We start from the raw sequence: 20,620 nt of genomic DNA, 5'->3' as shown, positions 1-20,620 counted from the left end.
GAACAGGGTCGGCCAAAGAGCCCGGAGACACCGCCTCCTGCCGACGCCAACAGGCGTTCGGCATTCAGGTTTCAGCGCGCCGGTGGCGCGTACATCAGGCCGCCGGCGTTCCACAGCGCATTGATGCCGCGCGCGATCTTCAACTGGCTGGACTGGCCGAGATTGCGTTCGAACATCTCGCCGTAATTGCCGACCTTGGCGACGATGTTGTAGGCGAAGGCAGCGTCGAGCCCGAGCTGCTTGCCGTTGTCGCCCTCGACACCGAGGAACCGGCGGATCGTCGGGTTCTGCGACTTCAGCGAGGCTTCCGCATTGGCCTGCGTGATGCCCTCCTCTTCCGCCTCGATCAGCGAGAACAGCGTCCAGCGCACGATGTCGAACCATTTGTCGTCGCCCTTGCGGACGGCCGGACCGAGCGGCTCCTTCGAGATGATCTCGGGCAGCACCGTGAAAGCGGCAGGATCGGTCAGCTTCAGGCGCTGCGCGTAAAGCGCCGAGGCGTCGGTGGTGTAGACGTCGCAGCGGCCGCTATCGAACGCCTTGATGATGCTGTCGGCGGAATCGATGACGACCGCCTCGTATTTAATGTTGTGGGCGGTGAAATAGTCGGCGACGTTCTGTTCGGTGGTCGTGCCTTGTTCGGCGCAGACTGTGGCGCCCGAAAGCTTGAGCGCGCTGTCGACGCCGAGGTTCTTGTGCACCATGAAACCTTGGCCGTCATAATAGGCGGCGCCGACAAAATGGATGCCCAAGCCGGTGTCGCGCGACAAGGTCCAGGTCGACTGACGTGACAGGACGTCGACGGTACCCGCCTGCAGCGCCGTGAAGCGCTCCTTGGTCGACAGCGCGACGTAGCTCACCTTGTCGGGATCACCGAAAACCGCAGCGGAAACCGCGCGGCAGAAATCGATGTCGAAGCCGCTCCATTTGCCCTCGTCGTCGGGCGCCGAAAAACCCGCCACGCCCTGGCTGACGCCGCACAGGATCGAGCCTCTCTGCTTGACGATGTCGAATGTATCCGCCTTCGCCGGCAAGGCCATTGTGGCCGATGCGAGCAAGAGCGCAGTTATGATTGCATGTCTCATGGTTTCCTCCCTTGATGAGGCAAAGCCTCTCCTGCCGCCGGCGCGTGAAGCGCCGGAAGTTCCTGAAAATCGCTGTTGTTAAGTCTGCTTGCGCGCCGCCGAGGCGGAGCGAGGAATCTGCCCTAAGCCCCTTCCGCCAGAACCGCCGCCAGCGTCTCGTCGAGAACGCCGACTAGGTGATCGGCATTGGCCCGGCTGAAGATCATCGGTGGGCGCATCTTCAAGACATTGTCATGCGGTCCCTCGGTGCCGATCAGCACGCCGCGTGCCCTCACCCCGTCATTGATGCGGCGGGCAAGTGCTGTCGCCGGCGCCTTGGTCTTGCGGTCCTCGACCAGTTCGATGCCGAGGAAGAGGCCCTGGCCGCGCACATCGCCGATGATGTCGTAACGGTCCTGCAAGGCCTTGAACCGCGCCATGAGATAGTTGCCGATCTCCAGCGCATTGTGCCTGAGCCCGTCGCGCTCGATGACATCGAGCACCGCAAGCCCGGCCGCGCAGGACACCGGATTGCCGCCGAATGTGTTGAAATACTCCATGCCGTTGTTGAACGAGGCCGATATCTCTGATGTCGTCACCAAGGCCGCCATCGGATGGCCGTTGCCGATCGGTTTGCCCATGGTGACGATGTCGGGTGTCACCCCCTGGGTCTCGAAAGCCCACCAATGGCTGCCGACGCGGCCGAAGCCGACCTGCACTTCGTCGGCCACGCAGATGCCGCCGGCAGCGCGCACCATCGCGTAGACTTCCCTGAGATAGCCTTCCGGCAGGAACACCTGGCCGGCGACGCTGGGGATCGATTCCGCCAGGAACAGGCCAGGCGCTCGGCCTTGCCTGGTCATCTCAGCGATCTGCTCGGCGACGCTTTCGGCAAAGCGTTTTGCATGTTCGCCGACCGGCCATTCGGCAGGGGCGCGGTAGCTGTCGGGAATGGTCGCCTCGAACACATGCGCCGGCCGCCCCTTGCCGCCCTTGCGCTTGTATTTGTAGGGGCTGAGGTCGATCAGCTCCTGCGTCGTGCCGTGATAGCCCCAGTCGAGCACGATCGCCTCGCTGCGGCCGGTATGGGTCCGTGCCATGCGCAGCATCAGGCTGTTGGCCTCGCTGCCGGAGCAGGCGAAGGATGCCACCGACAGGCCGGCGGGCAGCGTCGCTGTCAGCCGTTCGGCATAGGTGACGATGGCGTCGTGCAGATAGCGCGTGTTGGTGTTGAGCTTGGCCGCCTGGCCCGCGATCGCCTCGACCACGTCGGGGTGGGCATGGCCGAGGTGGCAGACATTGTTGAAGCAGTCGAGATAGGCGCGGCCGCGGTCATCGATTAGCCAGGCGCCCTCGCCGCGCACGAACTTGATCGGCTCGGAATAGGAGATGGAGAGATTGAGCAGCAGCGACGCCTTGCGCGCAGCAACGATTTCCGGGCGGGAACGGCCGCTCTGCCGGAAGGTTTCCGGCGGAATGCCGGCGAGATCGGCGGCATCCGGAAACAGTTCCTTCCACACGTCCAGATAACGCTCCTCGCCGACCCCAAGAATGTCGCGTGCGGCAAGGCTCGTATCCGTCGATATCTGAAAATGCAGATGCGGCGCCCAGCCCCCATTCTCGGCTGATGTGCCCATCTCGCCGACAAGCGCGCCCGCTTCCAGACGGTCGCGGGCCTTCAGCCTTCGTCCCGCCTCATGCGCCATGTGTCCCCACAGGGTCACGAAAGGTGGGCATCCCGGCGGCGCATGCTCAAGCGCCACCAGGCAGCCATAGCCGAGCGGATCCTCCTCGATCTCGACGCTTCTGACCGTGGCGGCCAGCGGCGTGTAAAGCGGTGTGCCCGCCGGCATGAAAAGGTCGAGGCCGAGATGGTTGGCGCGGCGCGCGCCCTCGACGAAACGCGACTGGAAGATGTCGCTGGTGTAGACGGTGCGGGCTTCGCCCCATGGGCCGATGCCGAGCGCAACGCCATGCTCGGCGCAATAGGCATCCCACCATGCGGTGGCCCTGTCGGGCTGCTGCGCCGCCGATGTCACCGTCATTGGATTGTGCGGATCGCCGTAAGGCACCAGCGCCTTGGCAAGCGTCGCCGGATGACGGTCGAGGACCGGCGCGAGCCGCGTGCGGTTTGCCGCGATCCAGCCTGTCACCGCTCGCGCACCAGGAGCGGCCTCGAAGCCGCAGGCCTGGCGCAGGATCGCCGTGGCGAAGCGCCGGTTCATCCTGTCCAGGCGACGCAGCAATCGCCAGGCCGGTGCCTCCGAGATCGACAGATAGGGATTGTCGGCGGTACGGTCCCTGCGCGCGGCCGACAGCGTCACGGAGGTGACGAGACGCATCGCGATGAGGTCGAACAGCAGGTCGAGTTCTTCCTCCCGCAGCGGATATTCCGCATGGAATCCGGCGGCCAGCCGTGCGGCGGCGCCGATCGGATCCTCGGCATCGAGGATGGCATAGGCGCAAGCAACGGCAACCTCGGCGATGAGCACGCTGTGCAAGGCATCGCCGAAATCGATCAGCCCTGCGACACGCTCGGGCATCGCTGGATCGACGAGCACATTCCAGTCATTGGCGTCGTTGTGGATGACCTGCGCCCGCAACACCGGCAGCCGGGGTGCCACCACGGCATCGAAATGATCGAGAAGCCGTTCGAGCAGGGCGCGGTCCTGTTCGTCATCAATGTGGTGGACGCGTTGCCGCGCGGCACCCGCCTGGCGAATGTCCCAATCGAACGTGCGCAACGCGCCGGGGTGGATGAAGCCCTGCAGGGCGCGGTCCAGCCGGCCGAGCGCACCGCCCAGGCTTTCAAGCAGCGCTGGAGTGGTCTGGCTCTCGGCCATCGGTTGGCCGGGAAGCCACGACACCAGGCGTACGGCATGATCCTCGCCGTCCGTACCCCTGGCATGGGCGAGCGAAGCGCCCTGTACCGTCTTCCTCAAACGCGGCACGGCGAGACCCGGGCTGTTGCGCTCGAGATGATCGAACAATGCCGTCTGGAATTCGCTCTCGACGAGTGGCTCGCTGGCGTTGACGATTTTCAGGATCCACAGCGAATGGTCCGGCGCGGTCAGCTTGAAATTCCGGTCGCGCTCGCTGTCGAGCGGCGTGACGCTGCCGGCAATGCCGAAGTGCCGCGTCGCGATATTGACGGCCTCGTCCTGCGAGACTTGAGGCGCTGGGTATGAGACGTTGGTCATCGGGATTCCGGATCTGCTTTGTCCAAGCTTGGCATGGGTCAAAAAATCGGGCATCCGGCAAAGCGTCGGTTGCGCCGGCACAATGACTGCATTGACCGGCACATTAACGGAACCGCTTGGGAGCGTGACGTCATGAAAGAACTGGACGCCAAGGACCGGGACATCCTCGCCATTCTGTCGAAGGAGGCCCGCATCCCGCTGAAGACACTTGCCGGGCGCATCGGCCTGTCGCGTAGCGCGACGAGCGAGCGGGTGGCCTCGCTGGAAAAGAGCGGCGTCATCAGGGGCTATCGGGCCGATATCGGTCAGATGGACGCCGGACTGGTCTGCGCTTTCCTGCTGGTCACGCTGATCCGCACGCCGTCAATCGGCATTCTCGACCAGCTGGCGCGCTATCCGGAAGTCCGGCGCGTGTCGTCGGTGAGCGGCCAGCTTGATCTCATCGTCGAGGTCGAGGTGCCGTCGATCGACAGGCTCAACACGGTGCGCGACCTCATTGCCACGCTTGGTGGCGTCGAGGACCTGACAACCGCAATCGTCCTGCGCCGGGATATCGAACGCGCAGTGGTTTGAGTGCCCGCAGCAGCCGTCATTCTTGATGCCGCCTACTTGGCGATCTCCAGCAGGGATGCGACCAGCAGCTCGCGCTCGTCCTTCGACAGCACGTCGGAATCGAAAAGGTTCATGCTGCGCAGCCCCTCGATGGCGAGATAACAGACCAGCAGCGACTTCAGATCCGGCGTCTCGCCCTTCAGCCGTTCGAAAAGCTGCCGCTTGAATGTCTTTATCGGCGTCATGAAATCGGGGTCCTCGGCGATCGCCGAAAAGATCCAGGAGGCCGAGGGCTGCTTTTCCTCGCAATCATTGGCCGACAGCCTGATATATACGGCAAGTGGATTTTTGCCATCGTCGTTGCTGCTGGCTGCTTCCAGCGCCTGCTCAAAATCGCGCAGATAGCCCTCGACCAGACCCTGCATCAATTTGGCCTTGGTCGGGAAATTGTAGAGCAGCCCGCCCTTCGACACGCCGGCGCGGTTGGCCACCGCTTCCAGCGACAGGCTGCCGGGCCCGGATTCCCGGGCAACATCAGCCGCCGCAGCGAGTATCTTCTCGCGCGAATTCGGTCGTTGGGCTCTCATGGCGCCTCCCTTCGCAAGCTTAGGCCCAATTGACAAGACCGTCCAGACGGTACAGTAAGACCGCCACTATTTGAAATCGGGACCCGCAGTCGATATGTGTCCCGATGTCCGCGCTTCGCGCCGGATTTCGACTGAGGGGACTTCCTTGTTCAAGCGCATACTTCGTATCTTTCTCATCATTGTTGTCCTGGCTGTGCTCGTCATCGTGGTCGGCGGTATCGTCGGCTTCAACTTCCTGCGCGACAACGGCATCAAGCAGTATTTCGCCACCATGAAGCCGCCAGCGGCGACCGTGTCGACGACCATCGCCACGCCGTCGAGCTGGACACCAGGCGTCGAGGCGATCGGTACGGTCAAGGCGGTGCGCGGTGTCGACCTGACAGTCGAGACCACCGGCATCGTCAAGGACATCCTTTTCCATGCGAACCAGAAAGTGGCGGCCAATGCAGTTCTGCTGCAGCTCGATGATGCCGTCGAGCGCGCCGATCTCGACGCACAGAAGGCGCAGGCCGCGCTCGATCAGACATCGCTGGCCCGCGCCATCGAACTGACCAAGCGTGGCGTCGGCTCCGACTCGACGCTGGACACGGCGCGGGCGGCAGCCTCGGCCTCGGCATCCCAGGTCACCAGGCTGCAGGCCGTACTCGACCAGAAGCAGCTGACGGCGCCCTTCGCCGGCACGGTCGGCATCCCGAAGATCGACCTCGGCCAATATCTGTCGCCCGGCACCTCGGTGGTGACGCTGCAGGATCTCGACACGATGCGGGTCGACTTCTCGGTTCCCGAACAGCAGCTGCCGCTGCTCAAGATCGGTCAGACGGTTCGGCTGGGCTTGAGCGGCTCGGACATGCCGTTCGCCGGCGCCATTCGCGGCATCGACCCCAAGATCGACCCGTCCAGCCGGCTGGTGAACATCCGGGCGGAAGTCGCCAATCCCGACGGCAAGTTGACCCCTGGCCAGTTCGTGCAAGTGCGCGTCGAACTGCCCGAGGAGCAGAATGTCCTGTCGCTGCCGCAGACGGCGCTGACCACCAGCCTCTATGGCGACTTTATTTTCGTCGTGCAGCCGGCCAAGCCCGCAGTGGCCGCCCCGGCCCAGCCCGCCGCCGCAAGCGACAAACCGGCGGACGCCAAGCCCGCGGATGCCAAGCCTGCGGATGCCATGAAACCAGCAGCCGATGCGACGAAGCCGGGGGCTGATGCCACGAAGCCTGCCGCCGATGCGGCCAAGCCAGCGGACAAGGCCGCTCCCGATGCGACCAAACCCGCGACCGACCCGGCCAAGCCGGCGGCGGAAGGCGACAAGCCCGCGCTGGTGCTGTCGCAGGTCTTCGTCAAGCCCGGCCGCCGCAATCAAGGCATGGTCGAGATCGTCGAAGGGCTGAAGGCTGGCGAGGAGGTCGTCACCGCCGGTCAGAACCGCCTCTTCAACGGCATGACCGTCAACGTCGACAACACCATCGATCCGACCAAATCGGCGAACAAGCAGGCCGACCAGCAATGAGCTTTTCCGATCTTTTCATTCGCCGGCCCGTCCTGTCGACGGTCCTTGCCTGCATGATCCTGCTCCTGGGTTTCCAGGGCATCTTCAACCTGTCCATCCGGCAGTACCCGAAGGTAGACGAAACCGCGATCACCATCACGACGGCCTATCCGGGCGCCAGCGCCGACCTGATCCAGGGCTTCATTTCCGCCCCGATCGCGCGTGCCGTCGCCTCGACGGAAAACATCGACTACGTCACCTCATCCAGCCGTCCATCCTCCAGCACCGTGACGGTGCAGATGAAGCTCGGCTCCAACCCCGACGTGGCGCTGACCGAGGTGCTGTCCAAGGTCCAGGGCGTGCGCGGCACCTTGCCGGACGCCTCCAAGGACCCTGTGATCGTCAAGGGCACCGGCCAGCAATTCGCGATGATGTACATCTCGATGCAGAATCCGAACATGACGAAGGAGCAGCTGACGGAGTATATCGAGCGCGTCATCAGGCCCCGCATGTCGACAGTCGAAGGTGTCGCCGACGTGCAGATCTTCGGCGCCCAACAATACTCGATGCGCGTCTGGATCGACCCGATCAGGCTTGCCGCGCGCGGCGTGACGGCGGCGGAAGTGCTGGCGGCAATCAACAATTCCAACTTCCTGTCGGCGCCTGGCAACACCCAGAACGAATATGTCGTCTCGTCGATCACCGTGCGCTCGACGCTGCAGACGCCGGAAGCCTTCGCCGAACTGCCCCTGCGTTCGACCGACGGCAATGTGGTTCGGCTGCGCGACGTGGCCCGCGTCGAACTCGGCGCGGAGAATACCGACACCAGGGTCTCCTTCAACGGCAAGCCCGGCACCTTCCTCGCCATCTTCCCGACCCCGGCGGCCAACCCGCTGACCACCGCGGCAGCGCTCACCAAGCTCGTGCCGCAGATTCAGGAAACGCTGCCGAAAGGCATGACGATCGAGGTCGTCTACGACGCGACCGGACAGATCAGCGCCTCGATCGAGGAGGTGTTCAAGACCATCGCTGAAGCGGTTGCCATCGTCATTGTGGTCATCCTTTTGTTCCTTGGCTCGTTCCGCTCGGTGATGATGCCTATCATCACCATCCCGCTGTCGCTGATCGGCGTCTGCTTCCTTTTGTTTGCGGTGGGCTATTCGATCAACCTTTTGTCGCTGCTAGCCATGGTGCTGGCGATCGGTCTTGTCGTCGACGACGCCATTGTGGTGGTGGAAAACATCCACCGCCACATGGAAGAAGACCACATGTCGCCAATGCAGGCTTCGTTCAGCGGCATGCGTGAAATCGCCTCGGCCATCGTCGCCATGACCATGACGCTGGCCGCCGTGTTCGCACCGTTGGCCTTCACCGGCGGCCTGACCGGCGCGCTGTTCCGCGAATTCGCGGTCACGCTCGCCGGCTCGGTGGTGCTGTCGGGTATCATCGCCGTCACCATCACCCCGATGATGTCGGCACGCCTCTTGAAGGCGGGTACACCAGGCCGTTTCCAGCGCATTGTCGACGGCATTTTCGCGCGGGTCGAGCATGTCTATGAGCGGGCCGTCACCGGCTCGCTGAATTATCGTCCTTTGACGCTGATCATCGTGCTGGCGCTGGTCGGCGTGACCGGCTTCATGTTCACCAAGACATCGAGTGAACTGGCGCCGGAAGAGGACCAGGGCTTCCTGCTCTCGCTGGTGACTGCGCCGACCTATGCGACATCGGACTATACCGAAACCTATGTGAACCAGATGCTCGGCCTGGTGAGAGATATTCCGGAAACGCGGGCGCAGTTCTCGGCGGTCGCCTTCGGTGGCACCACGAACAGCGCTTTTGTCGGTTTTGCCTTCAAGGATTGGGCGGAGCGCAAGCGCAATTCCAAGGAACTGCAGGCCGACATTACCGCTCGTATCGCAAAGGTGGCGGGTGTCCAGGCCTTCGTCTTCGCACCGCCGACGCTGCCGGGCTCCGGTGGCGGCCTGCCGATCGCCCTGGTGGTGCGTTCGACCGGCGATTCCGCGGAAGTGTACGAGGCGGCCGAGCAGATCAAGAACAAGGCACAGGCCTCCGGCCGCTTCATCGTCGTGCAGAACTCGATGTCTTACGATTCGCCGCAGGTGACGGTAACCATCGACCGCGACCGCGCGGCGGCGCTGAACCTGCCGATCGCCGATATCGGCCGGACGCTGACACTGCTGGTCGGCGGCGCCGAAGTGGCGCAGTTCGACCGCGACTCCAACAGCTACGACATCATTCCGCAGGTGCCGCAGGAGTTCCGCGACAACCCCGAAAAGCTGGGCCAGTATTTCGTGCGCAGCGTCACGGGCGAGATGGTGCCGCTGTCGGCGGTGGTGAAGATTTCGAACAATGCGTCGCCGGCGGCAATCGAACAGTTCAACCAGCTGAATTCATCGACCATCTCCGCACTGCCGCTGCCCGGCGTCACCACAGGCGACGGTTTGAAAGTCCTCGAAGACATTGCCAGGGAGAGCCTGCCCGACACCTTCTTCATCGACTATTCCGGCCAGTCGCGGCAGGAGAAGGAACAGGGCAACACCATCCTGATCGCTTTCGGAGCGGCCGTCATTGTCATCTACCTGGTGCTGGCGGCGCAGTTTGAAAGCTTCCGCGACCCGCTGATCATCATGATGGCGGTGCCGCTGTCGATCTTCGGCGCGATCGTGCCGCTTAATCTCGGCCTCGGCACGCTCAACATCTACACGCAGGTAGGCCTGATCACGCTGATCGGCCTGATCACCAAGCACGGCATCCTGCTGGTTGAATTCGCCAACCAGCAGCGTGAGGCGCATGGCATGCGGCGGCGTGACGCCATCATCGCCTCGGCCAAGGTGCGGCTGCGGCCGATCCTGATGACGACGGCGGCTATGGCGCTTGGCGTGGTACCGCTGATCACGTCGAGCGGCGCGGGTGCGGCGGCCCGCTACTCGATGGGCCTGGTCATCTTCACCGGCATCCTGGTCGGCACCATGTTCACGCTCTTCGTCGTGCCCATGTTCTATACGTTCATCGCCAGCAAGGATCTGCCGCATTTGGCGGAAAAGCCGGATCCCAAGCTGATGCCGGCACTCCAGGACTGATAGAAAACCGAAGAACAAAAAAGAGGCCGGAAAAATCCCGGCCTCTTTTTTTGGCTGCGCTCGATACCGCTGGTTTGAGCGGTGCTCAATACCGCCGGAATGTTCCGGAGGGAGTCCTGAACAGGCACGACAGTCTGCCGGCCCCGTTCCTCAGCCTGCTACTTGACGATGACGATGCTGGTGTTGTCGGGTCCGAAGGTCTCGACAAGCTGGTAGAAATCGGCGGCATTATCGGGATGCAGCCGCACGCAGCCATGCGAGGCCGGCTGGCCGAGGCGCTTGATGGCATAGGTGGCGTGCACCGCGTAGCCGCCGCTGAAGAACACCGAGTGCGGCATCGGCGCGTTGTCGTACTTCTTCGAATACCACATCTCATGCATGCGGGTCGGCTTGAACGAGCCCGTCGGCGTCACATGCGCCCGGTCGCCGGTGGAAACCTTCCAGGCGAAGGTCGGCCGGCCATCGACCGAGACTTCCATGACCTGCTGTGAAAGCGAGACCCGCGCCACGATCTTGTTGGCGGCGTGCGCTGCGTTGGCGCCGAACAGAAGTGCTGCACCCGTGAGCGCGGCGGCGGTGATGTTGATGAGCTTGGCGGAAATGGTGGTGTGCATAATGTCCCCTCTCTCTGCCGGTTCGGCCGGCTGCAATTCGATGAGCGGCTTATCGCTGCGGCATGTTTCGAAGAGATTTCGCGAAATGCTCGTTTGTGTTTCGAATCTGTTTCCTCTGGTTAACAAGCAGGCGGTCATGGCGACAGCGGCCTCGCCCGCAAAACGGAATGAGACACAGCACACATACGTATTTCCCGCGAAACGAAAGTTCGAATACCTTCTATATGAAAGGGTAGAGCTCAATCTCGAAACCAACCTGCAACAAAACGCTGCTTCAGGCGGCATGATGCGGATACGGGCCGGAAGCAAAGTTGACGCAACGAAAGCAGACGGCAACGACCATGGGAACGAAAACGAACACACAGTCCTGGCTCTTCAGGATCAGCATCACGGCAGCGGTCATCGGCGGTGTCGGCACGGTTGCCGGTGGCCCCGCGGCAAGGCTGGCGGCGATGAGTTCGAGTGAGATCTCTACCCTGCACGTCGCTCTGTTTTCCGCCACGGTCTGGATTGTTTCCAGCCTGCGCATCGCCCGATTGATGGCCCTCTGGCGGGTTGGCCTTCGGTTGCTGGCATTGCGCGGCCCCTCCGGCAACTTGCTGCCGAGAGGACCGAAGGCCCGCGCCGCGACGGGGGGCTCCGTGGGCGGCGCGGGCACTTCGGGAGTTTCCTGAAGCGACCCGCGACATTTTGAAGAATTGGCATTTCTGGGGAGTTGGAACGATGAAAACGAAATTCGCGGCCTCGGTGCTTTCCGCATTGCTCTATGCCCAGGGCCTGCTCGGCTTTGCCGCCCTTGCCACCGTTCTCCTTAAGGACCGGGCCCACGCAAACGAAATCGCCATGGCCAATGACATGCCATCGGGGCCGTCGCTGCTGGTGATACGCTGAGTTTCGGGAGCGTCGGTGAGTTGGACCATCCGATGCTCAGCCAGAAAGATAGCCCGAGTGTCCAGCCTTTAGTCGGCAAATTGCTGCGGCGGATCGAACCGGTAGCCGGTGCCGCGTATGGTGGTGATGGTTTCGGTGTCGAGCTTGCGGCGCAGCCGCACGATACGCGAATCGATCGAGCGATCGAAGGCGTCGGCGTTCTCGGCCGGTGCGGCGGCGATAATGTCGTCGCGCGTCAGCACCTTGCGGGGGCTGGCCAGGAACAGCCTGAGCAGCGCCACCTGACCGGGCGAAAGCTGTTCCTCGCTACCGGAGCGATGCATGACGATCGCCGATCTCAAATCGACGGTCGCGTTCTCCAGCACGATCAGTTCCTGGGTGCCCCTGCCGCGCCGCGAAAGCAGGCCGCCGACCCGGGCGGCCAATTCCCTGACATTGAGCGGGCTTTCGACAACGTCGGCCGCACCCAGTTCGAGCGCCAGCACCTTGTCGACGAGATCGGCCGGCCGGCAGATCAGGATGAAATCGGGCCCATCCTCGCCGCCCCCACCTCCGCCGCCATAACGCCTGAGCAGGTCTCGCCCGTCCGCCTGGCTGAGACTGTCACCGACGACAACGACATCGATGCCCCCGCCCGCCAGCAGCGATTCCGCCTCCCAGGGCTGCCGGGCCTGGCGCACATCATGGCCACGCCGCTCGAGATGGTCGCCAAGTTCGGTCGCCACCACCTCGGCGACGGAAACAAGCGCAATGACGGCTCGTGCGGCCATGTTTTCCAACCGTTCCCTTGCAACCGGATATGAGTGCTGGACATCATGTTTATACCCAATCTACTTTCCACTGAAAGTGGGAGCGAGAGCATCGTGCGGGCAAGAATTATTATCGTCGAGGACGAGCCCGACCTGAGGGACGCGGTTGCCGAATATCTCGGCGCCGCCGGCTATGATGTGGCGACCGCCGAAACCGCGGCCGCCGCGCGCAGCCTTATCGAGACTCAAGCCTTCCATTTGGCCATTCTCGACATCGCCATGCCGGGCGAGGACGGTCTGTCGCTCGGCCGCTGGCTGCGCTCGAAAATGCCGATCGGCATCATTTACGCGACCGCCGCCGGCACTGCGCTCGATCGCATCGTCGGGCTGGAACTCGGTGCCGACGACTATATCGTCAAGCCATACGAACTGCGCGAACTGCTGGCGAGGGTGCGCAGCGTGCTGCGCCGCGTTCCAGAGCCGACGGAGCTGCTCGCCAGGAAAGCCAGGACGGACCGCCGTTCCGTCGCCTTCGGCCCGTTCCAGGCCGATCTTGACGGCAGGCTGGTCACCGGCACCAACGGCGCCGTGATCGACATGGCCAAGAGCGAATTCGATGTGCTGGAGGTTTTCCTGACCCGCGCCAACCGGCTTTTGACGCGCGCCGCGATCTCTGAGGCCATCGGCTTCACCGAGGATCCGGAATCGTCGCGTGCCGTCGACATCCGCATCATGCGCCTGAGAAAGAAGATCGAGGCGGACCCGGCCAACCCGAAATTTCTGCGCACGGTGCGCGGCGAAGGCTATATCTTCTCGCTGCCGACCGGCGACAGCAACTGAGCGCCAGGCCCACAGGGTCTCAGGTTCACAGCCGTTGCTCGCCGATCGAATTGGGCCGATCGGATTGGCCCGACCGAATTGGCATGACTTTGGAATAACGGCTGAAAATGACGGGCGAAGCGACAAGCACGGATACACAGGGTTTCAGGCAGGGCGCGGCGATGGCGGCCGTGCGCGTCGTTCGCCGGCTGCGCGAGGCCGGCGACTGGCAGCGCGAGATGGAAGGCATATTGGAAACCCTGTGCCGCGCCATGGAGTGCCAGCGCGGCATCCTGTTTCGCCTGCGCGAACTGCCCGGCCAGGGTTTTGCCCAGTCGGTGTCCGCCTACTGGATCGACCCTGACTTCGGCGGGGAACTTGCATCGCCGACCGTCATCATGCAGTCGATCGTCAATTCGGATCCACTGCTGGAGCGCGTGGCCGAGGACGAACGGCAAGGCAAGATCTTTGCCGGGCATACGCGCAATCTCAGCGGCTTCCTCAGAACCGACTTCGAAAAGCAGAACATCAAGTCGTTCCTGTCGGTGTCGGTCTTCGCGCATGGCCATCTGTGGGGCACGCTCGCCGTCAATGATTGCGTCGAAGAGCGCGAGTGGACCGACGAGGAAGAGGCAACACTGCATATCATCGCGCTCGCCATCGGCGACGCCATCGAACACTCGCCCTCCGACGCCCATGCCAGCGAAGTGATCCGCCGCACCATGCTGCAGGCCTCGCTCGACGCCATCATCGTCATCGACGAGGCCGGATCGATCATCGAATTCAATCCTGCCGCCGAAAAGATGTTCGGCTTCCAGCGCAGCGACATCCTCGGCAAGGACCTGCTCGACACTGTCGTGCCGGAATACTACCGCAAGGGTTATACCTCGGGCGCCGACTACATGTCGGGCCGCGGCGCGCCGATGGTCGGCCAGCGGCTCGAGACCGTAACGCAGAATGCCGCCGGCGAGGTGTTCCCGATCGAGCTGACGGCGACCGAGATGCGGGTCGCCGACCGCCGCTTGATCTTCGGCTCGATCCGCGACCTGCGCGACAGGCTGCGCGCCGAGGAGGAGATCAACCGGCAGCGCGAGAAGCTGCACCAGAACGAGAAGATGGCGGCGATGGGCTCGCTGCTCGCCGGCGTCTCGCACGAGCTCAACAACCCGCTGGCGGTGGTGGTGGCGCAATCGACGCTGTTGCACGAATTCGCCACCGATCCGCAGACCAAGGTCCGCGCCGAGAAGGTGCGCGCCGCCGCCGAGCGCTGCGGCCGCATCGTCAAAAGCTTCCTGTCGATGGTCCGCCTTCATCCGGCAGCCCATGCCGAGACCGACCTCAATCAGGTGATCCGCGCCGCCCTCGAGGTGACCGCCTATGGCGCGCGCTCGAGCGGCATCATCATCGACACCGATTTCGCGCCCGGTCCGCTGCTGGTCATGGCCGACGCCGACCACGTGACGCAGGTGGCGGCCAATTTCCTCATCAACAGCCAGCACGCTTTGGCCGGTGTTGCCGGCGACCGGCTGATCAAGGTGCGGACGTTCCGCAGCGACCTGGGCAAGCCCGGTTTCTCGGTCGAAGACAATGGGCCCGGCGTTCCCGAAGCGATCCGCAACCGTATCTTTGAATCCTATTTCACCACCAAGCCTGTTGGTGTGGGCACCGGCATCGGCCTGTCGATCTCGAAATCGATCATCGAACGGCACAATGGCAATGTCTGGTTCGAGGAAGTGCTGCCCAGAGGCGCGCGTTTCGTCGTCCAGTTGCCGGCCATTTCGGCCGGCATCGCCGCCGCCGGCGAAGCCCAGCCGCGCTCGAGCGGCCTGCGCCATGCCCTGATCATCGACGACGAGCCCGATGTCGCCGGCTCGCTGTCCGACATTCTCGAATTGATGGGCATCAAGTCACGGATCGCGCCGGTCTGGGAATCGGGCGCCGCCACACTGGGCGGCCACATGCCGCCGGACATCGTCTTTTCGGATCTGCGTATGCCCGGCATATCAGGCATAGCCATCTACCGCGAGCTGCTCGTCGAAAGGCCTGATCTGGCGCGGCGGTTCGTGTTGGTCACCGGCGATCTGATCGGCGCCAAGGCGGAAATCGAAGCCTTGCCGGCGCCGCAGCGGCCGCAGATCCTGGAAAAGCCGTTCAGCACGCTGGATGTGCGCAGCGTACTTTCAGCTATTGCCGAGCAAGCGGCACTGAACGGATAGAAAAAAGGCTCCCGGCCGATTGCGCGGCGGGAGCCGAAGGGAGCGCTGGAGGGAGCGCTCGGGGAGGTCAGAGCATTACCCCGAAGAGGGAACCGGTTTCGGGATCACGCTTCGACAAAAATCAGAAAACGTTTGGCGTGTTGGTCAGCGGCGCGGCATTGGCGATCATGCGGATTGCACGGGTCTTGTGCGTCCCGGACTGCTGTGCGATCGCGCGCAGGCAATCGACGCTCTCGGCGCCCCAGGACTGCCCCTTGCAGGCAAAGTCGAGCGTCGGCATCGGCAGGCGAGCGGTCTTGATCGTCGTCGGCGCCCCGTCAACGACGTTGGCCGGCGGATTTAGCGATGCGAAGGCCGGGCCAACCGTCGGCGTGAACGCCATGCCGGCGAAGGCGCAAGCAGCCAGCGCCATGAACATGGCCATGGGGTGGTCGCTGGCGCGCTGGCGCAGGGCCAGCTTCGGGCGGCGGTCAGCGCGCTCCGGAGCCTGGAGGCGGTGTTCGCTGCTGATGATCTCGGCTTTCGCATACATTGCCTTCCCCTTCGCTGCGTTTCTTTTTGATGATGAAACGAACTTAATCGCACTTTGTAACAGCACAAAATTGGCGCAGGTCTGGCAATGTAACCAGATTGAAACAGCGCAATCGGGCAAGACCGGGCAAAATCGGTCATTCCAGCTGTCATTTTGCCGAGTTAAGCGAATCCCGGATCGACTCCCGTCAGACTGTCCCGAACCAGGCGCCTGCCGAACAGCCGATCAGGCCACGCGGGGGGAGCGGTTTTGCCTCCGGCGAGGCGGCTCGTTCTTCAGCTCGCACGCTTTGTGAAACCGCGCGGAAACGGCATTCCGGAACCGGGGCTAACACCCGGATTCTCCGCGATTTTCTGAGGCAGCAGCCGTATCGAATTCCTCCGCCGGCGATCCATGGAACCCACCTCGGAATCCTTAGCATTTTCACAAGCCATTGCATTTCAATGCAAAATATGATTTTATTGAATGATTATTCAACAAAAAGAAGAGACGTTTTATGAACCCGCACCTCCGTGACGTGGCGATCCCCAACGATTGGGACCGGCGGGGGCTACCGGGCTGGAGTTACCATTCCGATGCCCTTCTCGAGCTCGAGAAGGAGCATGTCTTCCGCAACCACTGGCAGATCGTCGGTCATGTCAGCGACGTGCCCAACGCCGGCGACTATCTGACCATGGACGTGGTCGGCGAACGCGCCTTGATCGTGCGCGGCAAGGACGGCGTCGTGCGCGGCTTCAACAACATGTGCCGCCACCGCGGCAGCCGCGTCGTCGCCGACAGCCAGGGCAATTGCAAGAACGCGCTGGTGTGCCCGTTCCATGGCTGGGTCTACAATCTCGACGGCACGCTGCGCGGCGCCGCGCGCCCGCGCTCCTTCCCCGACCTCGACAAGGCCGAGTTCGGCCTGATGCAGCTCGACCTCGAAGTCTGGATGGGGTTTATCTTCATCCGCTTCCGCAATGGCGGACCGCAGCCTTCGGTCGCCGAGCTGATGAAGCCGATCGAGCCCGAATTCGCGCACTACAAGGCCGCCGACATGGTGCCGTCCTGGGGCATCTGGAGCCAGAAGACCCCGGTCAACTGGAAGTCGGTGCGTGATGTCGACAATGAGGGCTATCACGTCGCCATGGCGCATCCTGCCCTGCAGGATCTTTATGGCGCTACCTATTTCGACGAACCCTTCATCAACGGCGTCTCACGCTCCTTCGCCACCTACAACCCGCATGCCGGCCGCCGCTGGAGCGTCAAGAACTACGTCAAGATCGCGCCCGAGCCGGCGCATCTGCCGGACTATCTGAAGAAGGCCTGGGTCTACTACGGCATCTTCCCCAATGCGGTCATTTCGGTGATGCCGGAATCCGTGCAGTTCTATCAGGAGTTTCCGCTGTCGACGGGTGAGACCCTGCTGCGCGGCGCCATCTACCGTTACCGCGACGAAAGCCGCGAGCAGGCCGCCGCCCGCTACCTTTCCTTCCGCATCGACCGCGACACCATGTCGGAAGATGTACAGCTGTCGGTGTGGTCGAACGAATCCATGCTGTCCGAAGCTTTCGAGGGTTTCTATCTCTCCGACCTCGAATATGGCGTGCGCACCCACCACGACCATCTGCGCAAGATGCTGCCGGTGCTGGGGCTGGAGACGGCGCCCGAGGAGAAGGACATGTGGAATCTGAACGACGCGCTCAGGTCACGATCGTAGGACGCTGCCTATCACCGTTTGATAACCAAAGGCACGATAGTGTGGGATCGGCCGCCACTGGCCGTCGGACCCGGGCATGTCGAGCATTTCACCACTTCGGACCAATCCTACGGCAGGCCTGGCCGTCCAGCTCCTGCAGGGCGTAAACTCCAAAGCATCCGGCCGTGATCTGTCGGCAATGCCTGCGTTGTTGGGCGACGATCGCTCCAGCAAGGCGGTCTCGACGATCATCCGCATCCTCATGGACGCGAAGGGCAACACCGCCGTCGCCGCCCAGGCACAGGGCGCAACCGTCAGCATGTCGACCGGGAGCGGCAACGACGCGGTATCCATAGACGCCAACGAGGCCGACAACGTTGACACCGGCGCCGGCAATGACGTGATCGCCATCCGCACCTCGGGCGGCCTCACGAATTGGGACGGCCGCATACTGACCTCTGTCAGCCGCATCTACGCCGGTAATGGCGATGATGCGATCTCGATCGCCGCGCACGGCAGCGCCACCAACATTGATGGCGGCGACGGCAACGACGCCATTGCAATTACCAGCACACAGGCCGGGCAGGAACCATTCGACCGCGGCATAGACGTCATCAACGGTGGCGCCGGCAATGACAGCATCGCTCTGGCGGCGGCATCTCAGGTGAGCCGCGTCTATGGCGGCAGCGGCAATGATGCCATTGCCATAAGCTCCGGCCGCTCCGTCTGGCTAGTCGATGGCGGTGACGGTAACGACCAAATCGCCATCGCCGCCGCCGGCGTGAGCCATGTCTATGGCGGCGACGGTCACGACACGATCAATGTGGCCGCACGCGGCCTGGACCAGATATATGCCGGATCGGGCGATGACACCGTGACCGTGAGCGCCGAGCGCGCCTCGCGCGTGCATGGCGAAGACGGCAACGACCTGCTGCAAATCACGGCCTCCGATGTCAGCGATGTCGATGGCGGTGACGGCAATGACACGATCGTCATCACCGGTGACAAGATCGCCTCCGTCCACGGCGGCGCAGGCGATGACAGGATCGTCCTGAACAACACCGGCGACCGCGCCGCGCATGTTTTTCTGGTCAATGGCGAAGGCCAGGACCAGATCGAGACCAATGGAGCACTGGCGATCTCGCGCTTTAACGATGACGGCACGCAGCGTCTGGACATGGCCAATGCAATGGTCACCCAGAACGACGACGGCACGCTGACCATCGGCTTTTCGGACAGCGCCGACACCATGACCGTCAAGCTGACGGGTGCCATGGCCGGGGCCAAGCTGGCCTTCGATACTCCCCGGGATGGAAGGACGCTCCTTATCCGCGCCGCCGATCAGCCCGTAAAAATGCCGTGGGAATAGTTCGCCGCCAAAAGCGCGGGCGCGGATAATTGGGCGAAACCGTTGACGAGAGCACCCCTATGCCCGTCACTATACGGGGAGAGGATGCCGGCAGGCAGGTGAGGTGCAGCACTGTGCTTGCGAGGATTATCGCGTTGGACCGACGACGCATTTACCGATGCGACCAATCGCCAACGCTGGCGCCGCCCCTCATCCGCCCTTAGGGCGTTCGTCGTTCGAAAAGCCAAGCAATTGGCTTTTCGTCCGCTGCGCGGACCTTCCTCACCTCCCCGTGAAACGGGGAGAAGGAAGAAGCCTCACCCCCGCCACACGCCTTCTTTTCTGAGATCATCCATAGTCCGCGAAATACCCTCGCGCAGAATGCCGACCATGTCGTCGATCTGCTCGCGCGTGATGATCAGCGGCGGCGACATCACGCACATGTTGATCAGCGGCCGCACCAGCAAGCCAAGTTCGTGGCAATGGGCGTCGATGCGTTTGCCGACATCCTTGTCGAGTTGCAGCGGGTCCTTGCTTTCGCGGTCCGCAACACATTCGACGCAGCCCATCAACCCGACGCCGCGCACCTCGCCGACCAGCGGCAGCTCTTCCAGCGTCTTCAACTGCGCCTGGAAATAGGGCGCGACCGCTTGCGTGTGGGAAAGCACGCCTTCTTCCAGCAGGTCGAGGTTTTTCAGCGCCACGGCGCAGCCGACAGGGTGGCTTGTGTAGGTCAGGCCATGGCCGAACATGGCGTCGGGATGGTTCGAGCGGCGCAACTCCTGCAGCAGCCGTTCCGAAATGATGACGCCGCCGAGCGGGAAATAGCCCGAGGTGACGCCCTTGGCGAAGGTGATCATGTCGGGATCGATGCCGAACACCTCGCCCGAAGCGAAGACATGGCCAAGCCGGCCGAAGCCCGTCACCACCTCGTCGGAGACATAGAGGATGTCGTTGTCGCGGCAGATTTCGCGGATGCGCTTGAGATAGCCGTCCGTCGGGATCACGACGCCTCCCGATGCCTGCACCGGCTCGCCGACGAAAGCACCGATCTTGTCGGCGCCGACGCGGGCGACCGTATCGCGGAATTGATCGACCAGGAAATCGGTGAAGGCGGCAAGGCTCATGCCGTGCGGACGGCGGAACGGATCGGGCGAGGACAGCTTGATCACCAGCTCGTCGGCGCCGTCCATCCAGTCGCGGTCGCGCGGACGGCCGTTGAGCGAGGCCGACAGATAGGTCGAGCCGTGATAGGCGCCGCCGCGCGACAGGATCAGCTTCTTTTCCGGGCGGCCGCGCACATTGTTGTAGAACTGCATGAAGCGCAGCGCCGTCTCGACGGCCGAAGAACCGCCGGTTGTGTAGAAGACATGGCTGAGATCGCCCGGCGCGTGGCCGGCGATGCGCATGGCAAGTTCGGCCGACGGCGCGTTCATGGTGTACCAGGGCGTGTTGTAGGACAGCGCCATCGCCTGGTCGTACATCACCCTGGCCAGTTCCTCGCGGCGGTGGCCGACATTGACGCACCACATGCCGGCAGGCCCGTCGATCAGCCGCTTGCCGGTGCTGTCGGTGATGTAGATGCCGTCGCCCTCGCCGATCAGTGCGCGAGCTTCCGCACCGACAGAACCAGCGTACGGCCAGGGCTGGATAAGATGGCGCTTGGCCAGTTCAACGGCATCGTCATCCCCAAGCGTTGCCGGTTCGGTCGCCTTCAGGTCTCTCACCGCAGCCATTGTCGTCTCCACATCTCTATCGAATTTTTCCTGGACCTCAAATTCGGCGG

The 20,620-nt window shown here is 63.2% G+C and carries 16 protein-coding genes; 8 read left to right on the top strand and 8 right to left on the bottom strand.

Annotated elements, in window-relative coordinates:
• Positions 1-71: 71 nt before the first annotated feature.
• On the bottom strand, positions 72-1,085 hold the full coding sequence (locus AC1DX4_RS27250; RefSeq protein ID WP_477223251.1) for an amino acid ABC transporter substrate-binding protein: 1,014 nt from the start codon (positions 1,083-1,085) through the stop codon (positions 72-74).
• 122 nt (positions 1,086-1,207) lie between these two features.
• Positions 1,208-4,264: an aminotransferase class III-fold pyridoxal phosphate-dependent enzyme gene (locus tag AC1DX4_RS27245; RefSeq protein WP_477223250.1), complete on the bottom strand. Its 3,057-nt coding sequence runs from the start codon at positions 4,262-4,264 to the stop codon at positions 1,208-1,210.
• Positions 4,265-4,396: 132 nt separating this feature from the next.
• Here AC1DX4_RS27245 and AC1DX4_RS27240 point away from each other — a divergent pair, with 132 nt between their 5' ends.
• Complete coding sequence (locus AC1DX4_RS27240; protein WP_477223249.1) at positions 4,397-4,837, top strand: Lrp/AsnC family transcriptional regulator; 441 nt, start codon at positions 4,397-4,399, stop codon at positions 4,835-4,837.
• A gap of 32 nt (positions 4,838-4,869) precedes the next feature.
• Here AC1DX4_RS27240 and AC1DX4_RS27235 read toward each other — a convergent pair whose 3' ends face one another.
• Positions 4,870-5,403, bottom strand: a complete 534-nt coding sequence (locus AC1DX4_RS27235; protein ID WP_477223248.1) for a TetR/AcrR family transcriptional regulator — start codon at positions 5,401-5,403, stop codon at positions 4,870-4,872.
• Between the two features lie 145 nt (positions 5,404-5,548).
• Between AC1DX4_RS27235 and AC1DX4_RS27230 the strand changes: the two genes are divergently transcribed.
• Together AC1DX4_RS27230 and AC1DX4_RS27225 are read left to right on the top strand one after the other, a co-directional pair.
• Positions 5,549-6,907 carry an efflux RND transporter periplasmic adaptor subunit gene (locus AC1DX4_RS27230; RefSeq protein WP_477223247.1) on the top strand — a complete coding sequence of 453 codons (1,359 nt, stop codon included), beginning with the start codon at positions 5,549-5,551 and terminating at the stop codon, positions 6,905-6,907.
• Positions 6,904-9,987, top strand: a complete 3,084-nt coding sequence (locus AC1DX4_RS27225; RefSeq protein WP_477223246.1) for an efflux RND transporter permease subunit — start codon at positions 6,904-6,906, stop codon at positions 9,985-9,987. Before AC1DX4_RS27230 ends, AC1DX4_RS27225 begins: the two co-directional genes overlap by 4 nt.
• 158 nt (positions 9,988-10,145) lie before the next feature.
• Here the strand turns inward: AC1DX4_RS27225 and AC1DX4_RS27220 are convergent, their stop codons facing one another.
• Positions 10,146-10,601: a L,D-transpeptidase gene (locus AC1DX4_RS27220; RefSeq protein ID WP_477223245.1), complete on the bottom strand. Its 456-nt coding sequence runs from the start codon at positions 10,599-10,601 to the stop codon at positions 10,146-10,148.
• A 274-nt stretch (positions 10,602-10,875) separates the two neighbouring features.
• Positions 10,876-11,259 (bottom strand): hypothetical protein, encoded by a 384-nt coding sequence (locus AC1DX4_RS27215; protein WP_477223244.1) that lies wholly within the window; start codon positions 11,257-11,259, stop codon positions 10,876-10,878.
• A 65-nt stretch (positions 11,260-11,324) separates the two neighbouring features.
• Here AC1DX4_RS27215 and AC1DX4_RS27210 point away from each other — a divergent pair, with 65 nt between their 5' ends.
• Positions 11,325-11,492, top strand: coding sequence for a hypothetical protein (locus AC1DX4_RS27210; protein ID WP_477223243.1), 168 nt, complete (start codon positions 11,325-11,327; stop codon positions 11,490-11,492).
• Between the two features lie 68 nt (positions 11,493-11,560).
• Here the strand turns inward: AC1DX4_RS27210 and AC1DX4_RS27205 are convergent, their stop codons facing one another.
• Entirely contained in the window at positions 11,561-12,262 is a 702-nt protein-coding gene (locus AC1DX4_RS27205; RefSeq protein ID WP_477223242.1) for a winged helix-turn-helix domain-containing protein, read from the bottom strand.
• A gap of 45 nt (positions 12,263-12,307) precedes the next feature.
• Here AC1DX4_RS27205 and AC1DX4_RS27200 point away from each other — a divergent pair, with 45 nt between their 5' ends.
• Together AC1DX4_RS27200 and AC1DX4_RS27195 are read left to right on the top strand one after the other, a co-directional pair.
• Positions 12,308-13,081: a response regulator gene (locus tag AC1DX4_RS27200; RefSeq protein WP_477223241.1), complete on the top strand. Its 774-nt coding sequence runs from the start codon at positions 12,308-12,310 to the stop codon at positions 13,079-13,081.
• A 107-nt stretch (positions 13,082-13,188) separates the two neighbouring features.
• Positions 13,189-15,276: a PAS domain S-box protein gene (locus AC1DX4_RS27195; RefSeq protein WP_477223240.1), complete on the top strand. Its 2,088-nt coding sequence runs from the start codon at positions 13,189-13,191 to the stop codon at positions 15,274-15,276.
• Between the two features lie 121 nt (positions 15,277-15,397).
• On the opposite strand, the gene AC1DX4_RS27190 is transcribed toward AC1DX4_RS27195, so the two are convergent.
• Complete coding sequence (locus AC1DX4_RS27190) at positions 15,398-15,808, bottom strand: hypothetical protein (RefSeq protein WP_477223239.1); 411 nt, start codon at positions 15,806-15,808, stop codon at positions 15,398-15,400.
• A 496-nt stretch (positions 15,809-16,304) separates the two neighbouring features.
• Between AC1DX4_RS27190 and AC1DX4_RS27185 the strand changes: the two genes are divergently transcribed.
• Together AC1DX4_RS27185 and AC1DX4_RS27180 are read left to right on the top strand one after the other, a co-directional pair.
• Positions 16,305-17,507: an aromatic ring-hydroxylating oxygenase subunit alpha gene (locus AC1DX4_RS27185; protein ID WP_477223238.1), complete on the top strand. Its 1,203-nt coding sequence runs from the start codon at positions 16,305-16,307 to the stop codon at positions 17,505-17,507.
• 178 nt (positions 17,508-17,685) lie between these two features.
• A complete protein-coding gene (locus AC1DX4_RS27180; protein ID WP_477223237.1) occupies positions 17,686-18,855 on the top strand; it encodes a calcium-binding protein in 1,170 nt (389 codons plus the stop codon).
• Positions 18,856-19,151: 296 nt separating this feature from the next.
• Here the strand turns inward: AC1DX4_RS27180 and AC1DX4_RS27175 are convergent, their stop codons facing one another.
• Positions 19,152-20,570, bottom strand: coding sequence for an aminotransferase (locus AC1DX4_RS27175; protein WP_477223236.1), 1,419 nt, complete (start codon positions 20,568-20,570; stop codon positions 19,152-19,154).
• Between the last annotated feature and the right edge of the window lie 50 nt (positions 20,571-20,620).

Source organism: Mesorhizobium sp. P3_A8 (assembly GCF_056402995.1).
Note: the sequence above shows the minus strand (reverse complement) of the source record. Positions and strands in the feature narration are given on the sequence as shown.